The 15,903-nt window shown below is 69.3% G+C and carries 19 protein-coding genes; 9 read left to right on the top strand and 10 right to left on the bottom strand.

Going from position 1 to position 15,903, the window contains the following annotated elements:
- The first annotated feature begins 29 nt into the window (after positions 1-29).
- The gene (locus tag ACN8ZM_RS04830) at positions 30-698 is read left to right on the top strand and encodes a LysE family translocator (protein WP_089450667.1); all 669 of its coding nucleotides are present in this window, start codon (positions 30-32) and stop codon (positions 696-698) included.
- Between the two features lie 125 nt (positions 699-823).
- Here the strand turns inward: ACN8ZM_RS04830 and ACN8ZM_RS04825 are convergent, their stop codons facing one another.
- On the bottom strand, positions 824-1,129 hold the full coding sequence (locus ACN8ZM_RS04825; RefSeq protein ID WP_043181688.1) for a hypothetical protein: 306 nt from the start codon (positions 1,127-1,129) through the stop codon (positions 824-826).
- Between the two features lie 515 nt (positions 1,130-1,644).
- Here ACN8ZM_RS04825 and ACN8ZM_RS04820 point away from each other — a divergent pair.
- Both ACN8ZM_RS04820 and ACN8ZM_RS04815 read left to right on the top strand, forming a co-directional pair.
- Positions 1,645-2,574 carry a Rossmann-like and DUF2520 domain-containing protein gene (locus ACN8ZM_RS04820; protein WP_205823261.1) on the top strand — a complete coding sequence of 310 codons (930 nt, stop codon included), beginning with the start codon at positions 1,645-1,647 and terminating at the stop codon, positions 2,572-2,574.
- An 83-nt stretch (positions 2,575-2,657) separates the two neighbouring features.
- Complete coding sequence (locus tag ACN8ZM_RS04815) at positions 2,658-3,221, top strand: YggT family protein (protein ID WP_039371016.1); 564 nt, start codon at positions 2,658-2,660, stop codon at positions 3,219-3,221.
- Between the two features lie 12 nt (positions 3,222-3,233).
- On the opposite strand, the gene ACN8ZM_RS04810 is transcribed toward ACN8ZM_RS04815, so the two are convergent.
- The 5 genes from ACN8ZM_RS04810 to ACN8ZM_RS04790 all read right to left on the bottom strand — a co-directional run bounded on the left by ACN8ZM_RS04810 (position 3,234) and on the right by ACN8ZM_RS04790 (position 6,197).
- Positions 3,234-3,584 (bottom strand): DUF190 domain-containing protein, encoded by a 351-nt coding sequence (locus tag ACN8ZM_RS04810; protein ID WP_043183075.1) that lies wholly within the window; start codon positions 3,582-3,584, stop codon positions 3,234-3,236.
- 23 nt (positions 3,585-3,607) lie between these two features.
- A complete protein-coding gene (crcB, locus tag ACN8ZM_RS04805; protein ID WP_011351225.1) occupies positions 3,608-3,994 on the bottom strand; it encodes a fluoride efflux transporter CrcB in 387 nt (128 codons plus the stop codon).
- Positions 3,995-4,173: 179 nt separating this feature from the next.
- The gene (locus ACN8ZM_RS04800) at positions 4,174-5,046 is read right to left on the bottom strand and encodes an SIR2 family NAD-dependent protein deacylase (RefSeq protein WP_420210685.1); all 873 of its coding nucleotides are present in this window, start codon (positions 5,044-5,046) and stop codon (positions 4,174-4,176) included.
- A 174-nt stretch (positions 5,047-5,220) separates the two neighbouring features.
- Positions 5,221-5,601, bottom strand: a complete 381-nt coding sequence (locus tag ACN8ZM_RS04795; protein WP_043181683.1) for an NUDIX hydrolase — start codon at positions 5,599-5,601, stop codon at positions 5,221-5,223.
- The gene (locus tag ACN8ZM_RS04790; RefSeq protein ID WP_089450075.1) at positions 5,598-6,197 is read right to left on the bottom strand and encodes an NUDIX domain-containing protein; all 600 of its coding nucleotides are present in this window, start codon (positions 6,195-6,197) and stop codon (positions 5,598-5,600) included. The genes ACN8ZM_RS04795 and ACN8ZM_RS04790 overlap by 4 nt, the downstream gene beginning before the upstream one ends.
- Positions 6,198-6,278: 81 nt before the next feature.
- On the opposite strand from ACN8ZM_RS04790, the gene ACN8ZM_RS04785 reads away from it, so the two are divergent.
- The 3 genes from ACN8ZM_RS04785 (at position 6,279) to ACN8ZM_RS04775 (ending at position 8,556) form a co-directional block, all read left to right on the top strand.
- Positions 6,279-7,034 carry a DeoR/GlpR family DNA-binding transcription regulator gene (locus ACN8ZM_RS04785; protein WP_089450074.1) on the top strand — a complete coding sequence of 252 codons (756 nt, stop codon included), beginning with the start codon at positions 6,279-6,281 and terminating at the stop codon, positions 7,032-7,034.
- Between the two features lie 374 nt (positions 7,035-7,408).
- Complete coding sequence (locus ACN8ZM_RS04780) at positions 7,409-8,020, top strand: chromate transporter (RefSeq protein WP_089450073.1); 612 nt, start codon at positions 7,409-7,411, stop codon at positions 8,018-8,020.
- Complete coding sequence (locus tag ACN8ZM_RS04775; RefSeq protein ID WP_420210684.1) at positions 8,017-8,556, top strand: chromate transporter; 540 nt, start codon at positions 8,017-8,019, stop codon at positions 8,554-8,556. The genes ACN8ZM_RS04780 and ACN8ZM_RS04775 overlap by 4 nt, the downstream gene beginning before the upstream one ends.
- Positions 8,557-8,675: 119 nt before the next feature.
- On the opposite strand, the gene scpB is transcribed toward ACN8ZM_RS04775, so the two are convergent.
- The 3 genes from scpB to ACN8ZM_RS04760 all read right to left on the bottom strand — a co-directional run bounded on the left by scpB (position 8,676) and on the right by ACN8ZM_RS04760 (position 12,089).
- A complete protein-coding gene (scpB, locus tag ACN8ZM_RS04770) occupies positions 8,676-9,485 on the bottom strand; it encodes a methylmalonyl-CoA decarboxylase (protein WP_420210683.1) in 810 nt (269 codons plus the stop codon).
- The gene (locus tag ACN8ZM_RS04765) at positions 9,482-10,705 is read right to left on the bottom strand and encodes a CaiB/BaiF CoA transferase family protein (RefSeq protein WP_420210682.1); all 1,224 of its coding nucleotides are present in this window, start codon (positions 10,703-10,705) and stop codon (positions 9,482-9,484) included. The genes scpB and ACN8ZM_RS04765 overlap by 4 nt, the downstream gene beginning before the upstream one ends.
- 61 nt (positions 10,706-10,766) lie before the next feature.
- Entirely contained in the window at positions 10,767-12,089 is a 1,323-nt protein-coding gene (locus ACN8ZM_RS04760) for an MFS transporter (protein ID WP_420210681.1), read from the bottom strand.
- A gap of 170 nt (positions 12,090-12,259) precedes the next feature.
- Here ACN8ZM_RS04760 and ACN8ZM_RS04755 point away from each other — a divergent pair, with 170 nt between their 5' ends.
- The 3 genes from ACN8ZM_RS04755 to ACN8ZM_RS04745 all read left to right on the top strand — a co-directional run bounded on the left by ACN8ZM_RS04755 (position 12,260) and on the right by ACN8ZM_RS04745 (position 14,425).
- A complete protein-coding gene (locus ACN8ZM_RS04755) occupies positions 12,260-13,189 on the top strand; it encodes a LysR substrate-binding domain-containing protein (protein ID WP_089450069.1) in 930 nt (309 codons plus the stop codon).
- 123 nt (positions 13,190-13,312) lie between these two features.
- Positions 13,313-13,654 carry a DMT family transporter gene (locus ACN8ZM_RS04750; protein WP_420210680.1) on the top strand — a complete coding sequence of 114 codons (342 nt, stop codon included), beginning with the start codon at positions 13,313-13,315 and terminating at the stop codon, positions 13,652-13,654.
- 126 nt (positions 13,655-13,780) lie between these two features.
- Positions 13,781-14,425, top strand: coding sequence for a LysE/ArgO family amino acid transporter (locus tag ACN8ZM_RS04745; RefSeq protein ID WP_420210679.1), 645 nt, complete (start codon positions 13,781-13,783; stop codon positions 14,423-14,425).
- Here the strand turns inward: ACN8ZM_RS04745 and ACN8ZM_RS04740 are convergent.
- Positions 14,411-15,571, bottom strand: a complete 1,161-nt coding sequence (locus ACN8ZM_RS04740; protein ID WP_420210678.1) for a mandelate racemase/muconate lactonizing enzyme family protein — start codon at positions 15,569-15,571, stop codon at positions 14,411-14,413. The two genes, ACN8ZM_RS04745 and ACN8ZM_RS04740, sit on opposite strands and share 15 nt — an antisense overlap.
- Positions 15,572-15,903: the final 332 nt, after the last annotated feature.

The following is a 15,903-nucleotide window of genomic DNA, read 5'->3' as shown; positions in this document are numbered from 1 at the left end:
GCCATCGCTACAAGTACAAGACAACGACGATGACCTTTCCACCCGCCTCCATGCTGTCCGACGGCTTCTTTCTGTCGCTGTCGCTGTGTCTCGACATCGGCCTCGTGAACGTCGCGATGCTGTCGCTGACGCTGTCGCATGGCTTCCGGCCGGGCTTCTGGCTCGGCATCGGCTCGTGCGTCGGCGATCTCGTCTATGCGGCGCTCGCGCTCGCAGGGATGGCCGTGCTGCTGCAGTTCGAGCCGGTACGCTGGATCGTGTGGATCGGCGGCGGCGCCGTGCTGCTGTTCCTCACGTGGAAGATGGCGCGCGAAGCGCTCGCGCCCGCCAAGGCGTCCGGCGACGATGCCGAGGACACGCCTCAGCCGCGCGCCAGCGCGCGGCGCAGTTTCCTGCGCGGGATGCTGCTCGCGATGTCGTCGCCGAGCGCGATCCTGTGGTTCGCGGCGGTCGGCGGCGCGCTGATCGCGAAAGCCGGCGCAACCACGCCGGCCACCGCGTCGGTGTTCCTGTCGGGCTTTTTCCTCGGCGGCCTCGCGTGGACGCTCTTCATGTGCACGCTCGCGAGCCAGGGCCGCAAGCGTGCGGGCGCCGGGCTGATGCGCGCGTGTCACATCGCGTCGGCGCTGCTGTTCGCGTATTTCTCGTACAGCGTGATCGTCGGCGGTTACCGCGACCTGATCGTGCACGCGGTGTAATCGCAGCCGGCCTGCCCGGGGCCGCTCATCGCGGTCGGGCGGCGGCTCCCAAGAAAAAACGGCGCAACACCCCTCGCGGGACGTTGCGCCGTTTTGCCACGCGCGGCTAGGCCGCGCGGCACGAATCAGCGACGCCAGTAGCCGTGATGGCCCCAGCCGCCGTAACCATGGCGCCAGTACGGGCGACCGTAGTAGCCACCATAGCCGCCGACGACCACGGCGGGCGGCGGCGCATAGTAGGCCGGCGCCGGTGCGTAGTACACGGGCGGAGGCGGCGGCGCGTAGTACACGGGCGGCGGCGGTGCATAGACGGGATACGCGGGCGCAACCGGGATACCGATGCCGACCCCGATCGACACGTGAGCCTGCGCAACGCTTGCGGCACCCAGGCCCAGCGCGGCGGCGGCGATGAACGGAATGAGCTTTTTCACTTCGATTCTCCTGCTGGAGCGGTATTTTATGCGCCCCTGTCGGCAACGGCGGGCATGCACGTCGCATGGAAGCAATGTAGCGAAAACCCGCCCCTCGCGTATCGTGCATTTGTTGCAAATTGCAATCGCACGCGGCCGGAGCCGCCGTGCGGCGTGGCTTGCAGCGCCTGCGGCGACCCTTGCGGGTCGCGCGATTCCGTCCGACGAGTCGGGTCGCCACATCATGGCCGGTCAGTCTTACCGGATACGGCGCGCATGGCGGGCACGCGACCGTAATGAACGATTACAAATTTGAGACAAGATGCCGACATTTCAAGCGGGATACGGGCGCGATATGTTTCGGGGTCGGATTCGACGATCGTGATTCGACCGTGACGCCGGGCGCCGATACACGCGTCGATCGCGCCGCATACCGGTCATCCACCCACGTGTCCATGCGGAAATGGCCCTTTCGCGACCCCGCCGTCATTCCTGCGATACTGGCGGTTGCTTCGTTTTCGCTTACGCCCGCTGCCATGTCCCTCCCCGACACACCCCGCCTCGGCTTCATCGGCGCCGGCCGTCTCGCGCGCTGCGTCGCGCAGCGCTTCGCGCAGGCCGGCTTTCCGGTCGTCGCGATCGCGAGCCGCACGCCGGCATCGGCCGCCGCCCTCGCCGCGCGCATCGACGGCTGCCAGGCGGTCGACACGCCGCAGCAGGTCGCCGACGCCGCCGACCTGATCTTCCTGACGGTGCCCGACGACCATCTCGCGTCGACCGCCGCGGCGCTGCACTTCGACACGTCGCGCGCGGCACAGCAGGCCGTCGTTCACTGCAGCGGCGCGTCGGCGGTCGCGCTGCTCGATCCGGCAAAACGGCAAGGCGCGGCCACCGGCGGCTTCCATCCGCTCTACCTGTTCGGCGGCACCGACGCCGACCTCGCCCGCATCGACGGCTGCTCGGTCACGATCGAAGCCGACGGCGCGTTGCATGCGACGCTGATGCGGCTTGCTGCCGCACTCGGCTGCCATCCGCTGTCGATTCCGGCCGGCGGCCGGATGCTTTATCACGCGGCCGCGCACTACGCGGCGAGCTTCGCGCTGTGCGGGCTGGCGGAAGCGGTCGAGTTGTGGCGCGGTCTCGGCTTCGACGAGGAAGCCGCGCTGCGCGCGCTGCTGCCGATGCTGGCCGGCACGATCGAGACCGCGCGCGACAAGGGCCTCGCGAACGCGCTCTCCGGCCCCGTGTCGCGCGGCGATACGGGCATCGTCGAACGCCAGTTGGCACTGCTTGAAACGCGCGGCGGCGATCACGCGACGCTGTACGCGCTGCTGACGCGCCGCGCGGTCGCGCTCGCGGCGCAGCGCGCCACGCCGCCGGCGTCGCTGCCGGCGCTCGCCGAAGCCGTCGAAACGTCGCTCGCGCGCACCGCCGCGCCCCCCTCCCCGTCGCGAGACGAGGCGTGATAAGGTGTCGGCCGATGCGCCGCCATCCGGCGTTGGCGGCCGCACGCTACTGAGCTACTGACTGTATAAAAAGGATGCCAACGATGTTCGGCGAGATCGCCCGTTTTCTGCTCAATACCGTCTTCACGCTGTTCGGCGCCGCGCTGATCCTGCGCGTCTGGATGCAGGCCGTCCGCGTGCCGCCGTACAACCCGGTCACGCAGGCCGTGCTGCAGGCAACCAACTGGCTCGTGCTGCCGCTGCGCCGCGTGATCGCGGGCGTACGCGGCATCGACTGGGCCAGCGTCGTCGCCGCGCTGCTCACCGCGCTCGTCTACGTCGTGCTGATGGTCGTGATGGCCGGCTTCGATCCGGCCTCGGTGATCGCGACGCTCGTCGTGGTCGCGCTGCTCACCGTCGTGAAGTGGGCGCTCAACCTCGTGATCTGGATGACGATCCTGATGGCGCTGCTGTCGTGGCTCAACCCGCGCTCGCCGGCCATGCCGATCCTCTACCAGCTCACCGCGCCGTTCCTGAACCCGCTGCGCCGCATCATCCCGAACCTCGGCGGCATCGACCTGTCGCCGATCCTGCTGTTCGTGATCGTGCAGGTGCTGCTGATGATCGTCACGCGCGCCGCCGTGTCGCTGACGATGTTCGGTATCTGACGCTGTCGTCCCCTATGCCGCCGGCGCTTGCGCCGGCGGTGCGCCGAGCGTGTCGATCACGCCGAAGCGCGCCGGCATCATCGCGTAGCACACCCGCACCTTCTCGTGCGACAACCGCTCGAGCAAGCGCTGCGCCTCGTCCTCGGTGACGATGAATTCGATCTCGATCGCGAGCGAACCCTGCAGTTCGAAGAAGCGGTCCTCGTGCAGCACGCGATGCTGGCCGAAACCGGCCATCGCGCGAAACGCGGAACCGCCCGCGACGCCCATCCGGTTCGCCTCCTCCAGCAGCCATTCCCACAGCGGTTTCCAGTGCAGCCGGTGCTTCTCGTGCACATAGAAGCGCAGGAAAATCTTGTCCATCGCACCCTCCGATGGCGGCACGTTCAGGCCGCCGCGAGCCACGCGCGCGCGGTCCACATGCCGAGCGCCGTCAGCGCGAACGATCCAGTCAAGTGTAGGGCAGCCACCGCAAACGCCCATCCGAATTCGCCCTGCACCGCATGCGTCATCACTTCGACCGAATAGGTCGAGAACGTCGTGAGGCCGCCGAGAAAGCCCGTAATCACGAACAGCCGCCACTCGGGCGGCAGCCCGACGCGGGTCGTGAACACGACGGCGGCGATGCCGATCACGTAGCCGCCGATCAGGTTCGCGGCAAGCGTGCCGAGCGGCACGGCGGGAAAGAATTCGTTGAGCGCGAGACTCAGGAACCAGCGCAGCAACGCGCCGAGCCCGGCGCCGACGAAGATCGCGACGATCGAATAGAACAAGGGCGCTCCCGGTCGATGAGGCGGCTGGATTCAGCCGCCGGCCCCCGGTCGCCCGGGGCGATGTCCGCTCCCGCACGCGGGCGGCACAGGCTGAACTGTATGCGGATTCGCCGCGCACCTGCAACGGCGACGGCCGGCAGGATCGCTGCCCGTTCAGGCCGTCTCGCCCGCTCGCAGGCTCACGCGCGTTGCCAGGCTGCGTCGAGCGCGCTCAGCGTCGCCAGCGCGCCGCCCTTCAAACCGATCACGTCCGCACGGCGCGCATGCGCTTCGCGCGCGTTGATGCGGATCACGTCGGCACCGAGCCGTTCGCTCAGCAGGCGCACGGTCGGGATCGCGGTGCCCGCGCCGATCTCGACCACCGCGACCCGCCCGGCCTGCGCGATCCAGTCTTCCAGCGCGCGCTCCTGAGCGTCGTAACGCGCACCGAGCCAGCCGGAGTCGCCGAACATCAGGATGTTCGGCCGCGCGAGGCCACCGCAGTGCGGACAGCGCGGCAGGTCGCCGACGAGGCGGCAGGTCGCTTCGTCGACGTCCGGCACGAACGGCGCCGCATCCCACGTGTCGTCCGAACAGGGGCGCAGGCACTGCATCGCGTGGATCGAACCGTGGATCTCGACGATCCGCGCCGGATCGAAGCCGGCTTTCTGAAACTGGCCGTCGACGTTGCTGGTCAGCACGAAGCCGCCGTTCGGCATCGCGTCGATCCAGCGTCGCAGGATCGCGAAACCCGCATGCGGCACCGTCGCACGGTAGAGCGCGAGGCGGTGCCCGTAGAACCCCCACGCGAGTTGCGCACGCGCACGGAACGCGTGCGGCGATGCGATCTCGTGGAATTCGAAACGCTCGTGACGCAGCGCCGGATACGCGCGCCAGAACCCGTCCGTACCGCGAAAATCGGGCAGCCCGGAATCGACGCCGATACCGGCGCCGGCCGTCACGAGCAACGCGTCGGCGCGCGCGAGCGCAGCAACGGCGGAGGCGACGAGATCGGCGGGCAGTTGCGCGGCAGCGGCAGCAGCGGTGGAGTCAGCGGAATCGGAAAACGGCATGATGGGGCGGCGGTAGCATCGAGCGGTGCGCGGGTAGCGTCGCGATCATACGCCGGTTCGCGCGCGGCGCGGCATGCGCGATGCAACGGCATGACGCGATGCTCGACCGGCCGCAGACGATGCAGGCAGCCGGCCGATGCAGGGCGCCACCGCGGCCGGGCGCCCCCCGCCTGTTCAGCTATCCGAACCGTCCTGCGCGACCGGAATCTCGTCGGCCGCGAAATAGACCGGCTTGCCGAGCTGCCTTGCAAGACCGACGTCCATGTCCGCCCCGCGCGACGCGCCGTCGATACGCAGCACCGCATCGCAACGGCGCAGCAGCCGGTGCGCGGCCGGATACAGGAACGCCTCGCTGATCGCATCGCCGACCTGTCGCGACCCGGCCGCGATGGCGAGCGGCAGCGACACCCACTCGCCGATCATCGGCACGTGCCCACGGCGATACACGGCGAGCGCGGCCGCCTCCAGCCGGTGCAGGTTCGCGGCGATGCGCGCGGGGTCGCCGTCCGTGCCGCTGCGATAAGGGCCGGCGACCAGCACGAGCAGCGGCGTCATGCCGTGCGCGCGCCGGCGGTTTCCCGCAGCGCGACGTACTGGAGCAGCATGATCGTCTTCGCATCGACGATCTCGCCGCGCTCGACCGCATCCAGCGCCGCCTGCAGCGGCATCTCGACGACCTCGAGATCCTCGCCCTCTTCCGCGACGCCACCTCCATCGCCGGTGCGCAGCGACGCATCGTATTCGCCGACGAAGAAATGCAGCTTCTCCGTCACCGAGCCCGGGCTCATGAACGCCTCGAACACCTTGCGCACGCCGCGCACGCGATAGCCGGTCTCCTCCTCGGCCTCCGCGCGGATGCGTGCTTCCGGCGTCGCGTCGTCGAGCAGGCCGGCCGCGGCCTCGAGCAGCATGCCGTCGTGCCCGCTGACGAATGCCGGCATCCGGAACTGCCGCGTCAGCAGCACGTCGCCCGTATCGGCATTGCGCAGCAAGATCGTCGCGCCGTTGCCGCGATCGTAGGTCTCGCGGCTCAGGCGCTGCCACGTCCCATCGCGGCGCAGGAAATCGAACGTCACCTTCCTCAGTACATACCAGTCATCGGACAGCACCGTCGTATCGACGATGCGGACACGGTCCCGCGTTGCAGCCATCCCAGCCTCCGGTTCGACAAAAGACGGCGCCCATGGTAACGTGCATATTCGTGCAACTTCAAGAAATTTCGTGCAAACACGATGCTGACGACCCAACGCAAGAAAGCGATCCTCGACGCACTCGCGCGCGACGGCCAGGTGCTGGCGGTCGAGCTGAGCGCGCAATTCGGCGTGTCCGAAGACACCGTCCGCCGCGACCTGCGCGAGCTCGCGGCCGAGGGCCTGCTGCAGCGCGTGCATGGCGGCGCGCTGCCGGCGTCGCCGGCCGTCGCGCCGTTCGCGCAGCGCGAGGCGCTCGAGACGGCGGAAAAGCGGCGCATCGCGCGGCGGGCCGCGGAGATGATCGCCCCTGGGCAAGTGGCCATCGTCGACGGCGGCACGACCTCGGCGCTGCTCGTCAGCCAGTTGCCGGCCGACCTGCGCGCGACGATCGTCACGCACAGCCCGAGTGTCGCGGTGGCGCTGGCCGCGCATCCGTCGATCGACGTGATCCTGATCGGCGGGCGGCTCTACAAGCATTCGATCGTCGCCGTCGGCGCGGCGGCGATGGAAGGCATTGCGCGCATCCACGCCGACCTGTACTTCATGGGCGTCACGGGCGTGCATCCGGTCGCGGGGCTCAGCACCGGCGATTTCGAGGAAGCGGCGATCAAGCGCGCGCTGGCCGAACGCGCGGCCGAGACGGTCGTGCTCGCGTCGCAGTCGAAGCTGCGCGCGGCGTCGCAGTTCGTGATCGGCGAGCTCACGCTGGCGCACACCGTGGTGGTCGAGAAGGAAACCGACGCCGCACTGACGAAGCCGATCGAGGCGGCGGGCGTGACGGTCGTGCGCGCGTAGCTGCGCGGGGTGTACGGATGTGCCGGATGTGCCGGATGTGCCGGATGCGCCGGATGTGCCGATGCGCCGATGTGCCGATGTGCCGATGTGCCGATGTGCCGATGTGCCGATGTGCCGATGTACCGGATGCGCCGGATGCGCCGATGTGCCGATGTGCCGATGTGCCGATGCGCCGATGTGCCGATGTGCCGATGTACCGGATGTGCCGGATGTACCGGATGTGCCGGATGTGCCGGATGCACCGATGTGCCGGAACTCACCCGTCGATTCGTCCGCGGGCTTTCATCGCGTCGCCGCCGAGCCTATGTCAGCGTGCTGACAGGGTCCGCTTGCTAACATGGGCGCCCGCCCAATCGCCACGCTCCGCCCGCCCGATGCCCCCGCCCTCCGCCACCCCCACGCCTGCGCCGCCGGCTGGCGATGCCCCACCGCCCGGCGTCCTCGCACTGTTCATCGCGTTCTCGCAGATCGGCCTGACCAGCTTCGGCGGCGGGCTGAGCGGCCGGATGATGCGCGACTTCGTGTACGAGCGGCGCTGGCTCGACGAGGAGGCGTTCCTCAACGGCCTCGCGCTGTCGCAGGCGCTGCCGGGCGTCAACGTCAAGAACCTCGCGATCTGGATCGGCTACCGGCTCGCCGGATGGCGCGGCGCCGTGGCCGGCTTCACCGGCATCATCGCGCCGCCGGCCGTGCTGATCGTGCTGTTCGGCATCGCGTTCTCGACCCTCACGCGCTTTCCGCTCACGCACATCGCGCTCGCCGGCGCGGCCGCCGCGGCAATCGGGCTGTCGATCTCGATGGCGATCACCGCGGTGCGCCGGCTGCCGCGTCGCGCGCTGCCGTTCGCGGTGATGGCGCTGACCTTCGTATCGGTTGCGGTGCTGCACTGGCCGCTCGTGTGGACCGTGCTGGTCGGCGGCACGCTGAGCGTCGCGCTCGAATACCGCCGCGCGGCCGCAACACCGGCCGGGAGCGATACGCGATGACCGCATCGCAACGCTACGCGGCGCTGTTCGGCGTGTTCGCGCCGCTGTCGATCGCGACGATCGGCGGCGGACAGGCGATCATCGCCGACATCCAGCGGCAGGTGGTCGACGTGCATCACTGGATGACCGCCACGCAATTCGTGAACGACTTCGCGATCGCGCGGATGGCGCCGGGCCCCGGCTCGCTGCTGGCGACGCTGATCGGCTGGCAGGTGGCCGGCTTCTGGGGCGCGGTGATCGCGACGCTCGCGCTGTTCGGCCCGACCGCGTTCCTGATCTACGGCGTCGCGCATCTGTGGCGGCGGCACCAGGGCGCGCGCTGGCAGATCGCGCTCGAGGCCGGCCTGCGCCCGGTCGCGGCCGGCATGATCCTCGCGTCGGTGTGGGTGCTGCTGCAGGCGCTCGACGGCGGCTGGGCCGCGCGCGCGATCGCGGTCGCGTCGACGCTGTGCGTGATGTATACGCGCGTTCATGCACTGCTGCTGATCGCGATCGGCGCGCTGCTGCTCGTCAGCGTGCACGCGCTCGGCATGTGACGCGCGGCGACGCAGCACGCGCGGGCGGCTACGAACGACACAGCCGATACCCGCGCAGCGACGCGAGCGTGTCCGCGCGCTGTTCGCCGCTTGCGCGCCCGGCTCGCGCGACACGTCGCCTACACGCCACGAAACACCGGCGCGCGTCGCTCCGCAAACGCGCGCAACCCTTCGTCGAAGTCAGCCCCTTCGCACGCTTGCCGGCGCAGCTCGGCAATCCGTTCGAACGCGTCGGCCGGCAACGGCCGTGCGTCCTGCAGCACCCTCAACTGTTCCTTCACCGCGTACACCGCGAGCGGCGCCTTCGCGGCGATCGTGCGCGCGACGTCGAGCGCCGCATCGTCGACACCGCCCGCGTCGGCCAGCCGGTTCACGAGCCCGTGATGCGCGGCGCGCTCCGCATCGAGCGGTTGCGCGCAGAAGAACATCTCCTTCAGCACGTGGATCGGCAGGTTGTCGTAGAAGCGCAGCAGGCCGCTCGTCGAATACGGCAGGCCGATGTTCGCGGGCGTCATCGCGAAACGCGCGTCGCGCGCCGCGACCACCAGGTCGCAACTCATCACGAGATCGACCGCCCCGCCCCACGCCGAGCCGGCCACCGCCGCGATCACCGCGCCCGGATAAGTCCGCACGCGCCGCAGCGCCCGTTCGAGCGGCTTGCCGTGCGCGAGCGGATCGCGATCGTCGGCCAGTTCGCGCAGGTCGTGCCCTGCGCTCCACACGTCGCCGCTGCCGTCGTTCGACAGGATCACGATCGGCGGCGGACGATGTTCGGCCAGCGCATCGAGACGCGCGACGAGCGCATCTAGCAATGGCGCGTCGAGCGCATGCCGTCGCGCCGGGTTCGCGAACCGCACGCGCGCGATCCGTTCGCCGATCATGTCGACCGTCACGTTCGACGCCCCTTCGTGTTTCGTCGTGTCGCTCATTGCACGGCCTCCGCCACTGCTTCAGCCTGGAAGATCGCACGCCCGGCCAGCAGCGCATCGATCGCGTCGTCGCCGTAGCCCGCTTCGCGCAACACGTCGACCGTATGCTCGCCGAGCAGCGGCGGCGCATGACGCGTGCGCGGCGCCGGCATCTCGTCCCCCATCCCGCCGAGCGGCGTGACGACCTGGCGCAGCGTGCCGAGCGTCGGATGCGCAACCGGCTCGACCAGCCCGCAATGCGCGAGCTGCGGATCGTCGAACACTTCGTCGAGCGTGTTGATCGGCCCGGCCGGCAGCCCGGCGTCGACGAAACGCTGCGTCCATTCGCGCTTGCCGCGCGTGCGCAGCCGGCTTTCGAGCAACGCTTTCAGTTCGTCGCGGTGCGTGACGCGCGCGTCGTTGGTCGCGAAGCGCGGATCGTTCGGCAGTTCGGGCAGGTCCAGCAACTGGCACAGCCGCAGCCACATGTCGGTCGTGATCGGTGCGAGGTTGAGCGGCCCGTCGGCCGTCTCGAACACGCCGTACGGCGCGATCACCGCATGCGCATTGCCGGTGCGGCGCGGCACGTCGCCGAGGCTCAGGTAACGTTGCCCGTGCACGCTCAGCAGCGAAACGAGGCTTTCGAGCAGCGACGTGCCGACGTGCTGGCCGCGCCCCGTGCGCTCACGCTCGAACAGCGCGGCCATCACGCCGGTCGCGACCCACATCCCCGAGCTGAGATCGCCGATCGCGGTGCCCGTGCGGGTCGGCTCGCCGTCGGGAAAGCCGGTGAGGCTCATCAGCCCCGCATAACCCTGCGCGATCTGGTCGAAGCCGGGCCAGTCGCGCAACGGGCCGCGCGGGCCGAACGCGGTGACGCTGCCCATCACGAGCCGCGGATCGCGCGCGCTCAGCGCGGCGTAGCCGAGCCCCATCGCGTCCATCGTGCCGGCCTTGAAATTCTCGATCACGACGTCGGCCTGCGCGATCAGCCGGCGCACGACGTCGAGGCCGGCCGGCTGCCGGAAATCGACGCAGATGCCGCGCTTGTTGCGGTTGCAGGACAGGTAGTACGTGCTCACGCCGCGATCGAACGGCCCCCATGCGCGGCTCATGTCGCCGTGCGGCCCCGACTCGACCTTGATCACGTCGGCGCCGAGATCGGCGAGCACCATCGAGCAGAACGGCCCCGACAGCGCGCGACTCAGATCGACGACCTTGATTCCTTGTAATGCCTGCATTCCGGACTCCTGATATTGATGACTGGGTGTGGCTCGTTTCCGAACGATCGCGGCGCACCGCTCATTCGGGCAGCGTCTGGTGGCGCGTTTCGACCGCGAACGGCAGGATCAGGATGCCGAGCCCGAATACCGCCGCGGTCCATGCGACCGGCACGCCGAGCGATCCGTAGCCGTGAATCGCGGCGCCGAGCAGGAAGTTCACGCCTGCGCCGATGAAGCGGCCGACCGACGCGTTGAACGCGAACGCGGTGGCCCGCACGCGCGTCGGGTACTGCTCGGGCAGCCACAGCGAGAAGATCGCGAAATTGCCGCCGAAGAAACCGAGGAACGCGAGCGACACCATGAACGCCGCGAGCCCGTTCGGCTGGTAGAACGCCCAGCCGAACGCGAACACGATCGATGCGGCCATGCCCGCGAAATACACGCCGAGCGCGGTGCGCCGGCCGAGCCGTTCGGACAGCCAGGGAGCAACGAGGCAGCCGACGATCGTCGCGCACGACAGGATCGCCGCGCCGACCGACGCGAGCCGCAGTGCGCCGACGTGATCGATGCCCGCGCGCGCCGCCAGCGTGCTGACCGCGCTCGCCTCGTAGACGGAGCCGGCCCACAGCCCGACGATCGCGACGCCGACGAGGCTCGCGCTCGTCAGCGTGCGGCGCAGGAAGGCCGGCGCGAAGATCTCGCGCAGCGGATGCGCGCGCCGCGCGTCGGCCACGTTGCCGTCGCGCGCATCGTGCCGGCGCCACTGCCCCGGCTCCTTCACGCGCATCACGGTGAACACCGCGAGCAGCGCGGGCGCGAGGCCGCACAGGAACATCGCGCGCCAGCCGTAGGTCGCACCGATCGTGTAGTTCAGGCACGCCGCGATGAAGAAGCCGAAGTAGTAGCCCGTCTGCAGGTAGCCGGCGCCCATCTTGCGGCGGTCTTCCGGCCAGCTCTCGGCGACGTAGGTGCCCGCCAGCGCCCATTCGCCGCCGACGCCGATCCCGGCGATCAGCCGGCATGCGGCCAGCGCCCACACGTCGTGCACGAACGCGGCCGCGCCGGTGAACACCGAGTAGATCAGGATGCTCGCGGCGAGCGTGCGCACACGGCCGAAGCGGTCGGCGAGCGGCCCCCAGATGAACGACAGCCCCCAGCCGATCAGGAACAGCGCGAACAGGATCGAACCGTACATCCCGAGATTCGCGGGCGTCGCCGCGATGCCGGACGCCGGCAGCAGTTCGGTCAGTGCCGGAATCAGCACCAGCGCATAGATCACCGAATCCACGCCGTCGAGCACCCAGCCCGCATACACGGCCCAGAAGCCCTTGACCTGCTCGCGCGTGAGCGGCGTGCGCTGCGGCTTCGCGCCGGCCGCCGGCGCGTCGATCGCCTTGAACATCTTCGTCTCCTTGCCGGCGGGGCCGGCGCGTTTGCCGCGTCCGGTCCGGGATGGCCGGGAGGCTGGCTCTTTTGTGAGACGAGTATAGAAAGCCCATCGATCGGGGAAAAATATGATATTCATCTTGCTCGATCGGATTGGCTTATGGCTCGAATCGGGAGGCGGCGGCGATGGACTTGAGGCAGTTGCGCTATTTCGTGAAGGTCGTCGAATGCGGCAACGTCACGCATGCGAGCGAGGCGCTGCATGTCGCGCAGCCGGCGGTCAGCCAGCAGATGCGCAATCTCGAACAGGATCTCGGGATGCAGTTGCTTGAACGCAGCGTGCGCGGCGTTGCGCCGACCGCCGCCGGCCGCACGCTGTATCAGCACGCGCTCGACCTGCTGCGCCAGGCCGACGGCACGCGCGAGCTGCTGCGCCGCGACGCCGACACGCCACAAGGCCGCGTGACGGTCGGGATGCCGTCGAGCACCGCGCGCGTGCTGGCCATTCCGCTCGCCCGCGCGGTGCGCGACCGCTACCCGGGCATCATGCTGGAGCTGATCGAGGCGCCGAGCGCCGATCTCGACACGCTGCTCGAACGCGCGCGACTCGATCTCGCGATCGTCGTCGACGCGGTCGACACGCGCGGCATCGCGATCCACCGGCTGCTGACGGAGACGCTGTACCTGATCACGTGGCCCGGGTTCCAGGTGCCGGACGATCCGGTGCCGCTCGACGCGATCGCGCGGATGCCGCTCGTGCTGCCGAGCGCGCCGAACACGATCCGCAACCGGGTCGACTGGGCGATGCGCGAGGCCGGGCTGTCGTATGAGATCAGCTTCGAGGCGAGCTCGACCGGGTTGCTGTTCGCGGCCGTGATGGCGCAGCTCGGCGTGACGATCCTGCCGTGGACGGCCGCGCACGTCGAGATCGAGGAGCGCAAGCTCAAGCTGTCGACGGTCGCGCACCGGCTGTTCGCGCGCGACCTGTCGCTGTGCTGGCACGATACGGCGCTCGTCAGCAACGCGGTGCAGAAAGTGAAAACCGAGATCGTCCGGCTGTTCGACGCGCTCGGGCAGCGGCCCGAGTGGGCGTCCGGGCAGGCCGACGGCGCGTGACGGGTACGCTGCGTGCCTTGTGCTGCCGCGCCGTGCGTACTAAGCTCCGTTCATCCTGGGTACCGCTGACACCGCCACTTCTCCTCGCCGCTCGGTATAAGCGTCGGGGGAAGGAGGCCGTTCGTGTCCCCGCTCCAGTCTGCCTGGCTTTTGCTGGGCGTCAGTGTCCTCGCCGAAGTCCTCGGCTCCGTCGGCCTGAAATTGTCGGCCGGCTTTTCCCGCCCGCTCCCCTCCGCGCTCACCGTCGTCTGTTATGCCTGCGCGGTCTGGCTGATGGCGCTCGCGACGAAGCGCCTCGAAATGGGGCTCGCGTATGCAAGCTGGGCCGCCGCCAGCACCGCGGCCACGGCCGTGATCGGCATCGTCTGCTTCGATGAATCGGTGTCGTCGCTGAAGCTCGCCGGCATCGCGCTGACCGTCTGTGCGCTCGTTGCGCTCAACCTCGGCGAAGCGGCCACGCACTGACCGGTGCCGGGCCGGTCATCGGCGCATGGGCGCCTGGCGGGGCATTGACAACACCCCCGGGCGCCCCTTAACGTTTCGTTCATCGTAACCATCACCGGTTCAGCTTAAGAGGTTGTCGGCCCGCTCGTGCTCGACACCTCTGCCTTCGCCGAAGGCCTGCTGCTTGGCGCCGCCCTGTTCACGTCGGTCGGCCCCAAGGACGCATTCGTCATCAAGCGCTCGATCTCGAGCCCCCATCTGCTCTCCATCGCCCTCGTCTGCGCCGGCAGCGACGCGCTGCTGATCGCGCTCGGCGCGCACGGGTTGTCGTCGTTGCTGTCGCAGCATCCCGGCGTGGTATCGGCCGCGTTGTGGGCCGGCATCGCGTATCTCGCCGGCTATGGCCTGCTCGCCCTGCGCTCCGCGATCCGGCGGCGACAGCCGGAACACGTCGATGGGCCACGCCCGGGCGGCGAGCCCACGCGGTCGCGCACCGTGCTCGCGACCGCCGCCGTCTCGTTGCTCAATCCGTATGCGTGGATCGACACCGTGCTGCTGCTCGGCACCGTGATCGTGAGCCACGCGCCCGCCGCACGCGCGCCGTTTGCGATCGGCGCGATGACGGCTTCGCTCGCGTGGTTCCTGCTGCTCGCCTATGGCGCACACGCTTGCCGCGCGTGGTTCGCACACGTGCTGGCATGGCGCCTGCTCGATTGCTTCGTCGCGGCGATGATGCTCGGCTTCGCGGTGCGTTTCGCGATCGACGCGCTTCAGGCGTCAGCGGCTCGATAACGTGCGAAACACGTCGTGTGCGCCGGCATGGAGCTCGAAGCCGATGCCCGGTGCTTGCGGTACGGGTGCATATCCGGCGTCGACACTCGCGCCATCGGCCAGTCCGCTGAACGGATGGAACGCGAACGGATTGACTTCCGCGCCGCCGAGCCCGAGCGCCGCGACGACATGCAGCGAGAACAGGTGGCCGCCGTGCGGCCAGAATGCGTCGCGCCGCCAGCCACGCGATGCGAAGTGGTCGACGATCTGCAGATAGCCCGGCAGCCCGTAGCAGTGCACCGGATCGAACACCAGCACGTCGCGCTCGGGGCGCAAACCGCCGTAGCGGTCGAGCAGCTTCGCTTCCGCGAGCGAGAACAGCGCCTCGCCGGCCGCGATCGGCGGTGCGTAGCGCGTGGCAAGATCCGCCTGGAGCGACAGGTCGTGCGGATCGCAGATGTCCTCGAACCACCAGAGGTCGAACGGCGCGAGCATCGCGGCGGCCGCGTCGACGGTCGTCGCGTCGTACGTGTTCATCGCGTCGACCGCGAGATGCGAACTGTCCGCCAGTTGCGTGGCCGCAGCTTCGATACGCCTGCGGTCCTGGTCGAGATCCGCGCCGCCGATCTTGATCTTCGCGTGCGTGTAGCCGAGATCGGCGATGCGGCGCATCTCGTCCGACAGACGCGCGAGATCGTCATGCGGATAGCGGTAGCCGCCGCCTGCATAGACGCGCACGCGTGGTGCTACCGTGCGGTCAAGCCGGTCGGCGAGCAAGCGATGAAGCGGCAAGTGTGCGATCTTCGCGGCGGCATCCCAGATCGCCATGTCGAGCGTGCCGACTGCGACGCATCGTTCGCCGTGTCCGCCCGGCTTTTCCCCGGCCATCATCGCGCGCCATGCGCGGAACGGGTCGAGGTTCGTGCCCGCTTCGTCCGCGAGCGTGTCGGCGGCGGCCAGCAGGCGCGGCGCGAACCGTTCGCGAATCAGGCCGCCCTGCGCGAAACGGCCGACCGATGCGTAGCCGTAGCCCGTCACGGGACGGCCGTCGCGCACGACGTCGGTGATGACCGCGACCACACTCGTCGTCAGGCCGCCGGACGCGATCGCCGGATCGGCATAGCGGGACACGGGAATCGCTCGTTCGTGGATCGCGGTGATGCGCATGGTCGGGGTTCCGGGAATACGTTCGGTGTTCGCAGGTCATGCACGCATGGTGGCCGGCGCGACGGGCGGATCGCTGCATCATAGGTGCTTGCGCGACGCCTTGCAGGCTCGCGAACGTCATGCGACGTGATTGGCAGCGTCCGAATCGCGCCGCGCCACATCGGCGTACCGACGCGTTCCCCGTCACGCGCTGCAGGTGTCCCGCCCTGTCATCTGCGCCCGATATCGGCGGCGCCTGCCGATATCCGATCGCGCCCCGCAATCCGCGTTTGCCCGGGGCATCGCCGCTTCCATCGACATCACACGCGAAAAGTGTCGCCGCAGATCAACCG

This window comes from Burkholderia aenigmatica (assembly GCF_048627025.1).
GTDB lineage: Bacteria > Pseudomonadota > Gammaproteobacteria > Burkholderiales > Burkholderiaceae > Burkholderia > Burkholderia aenigmatica.
Note: the sequence above shows the minus strand (reverse complement) of the source record. Positions and strands in the feature narration are given on the sequence as shown.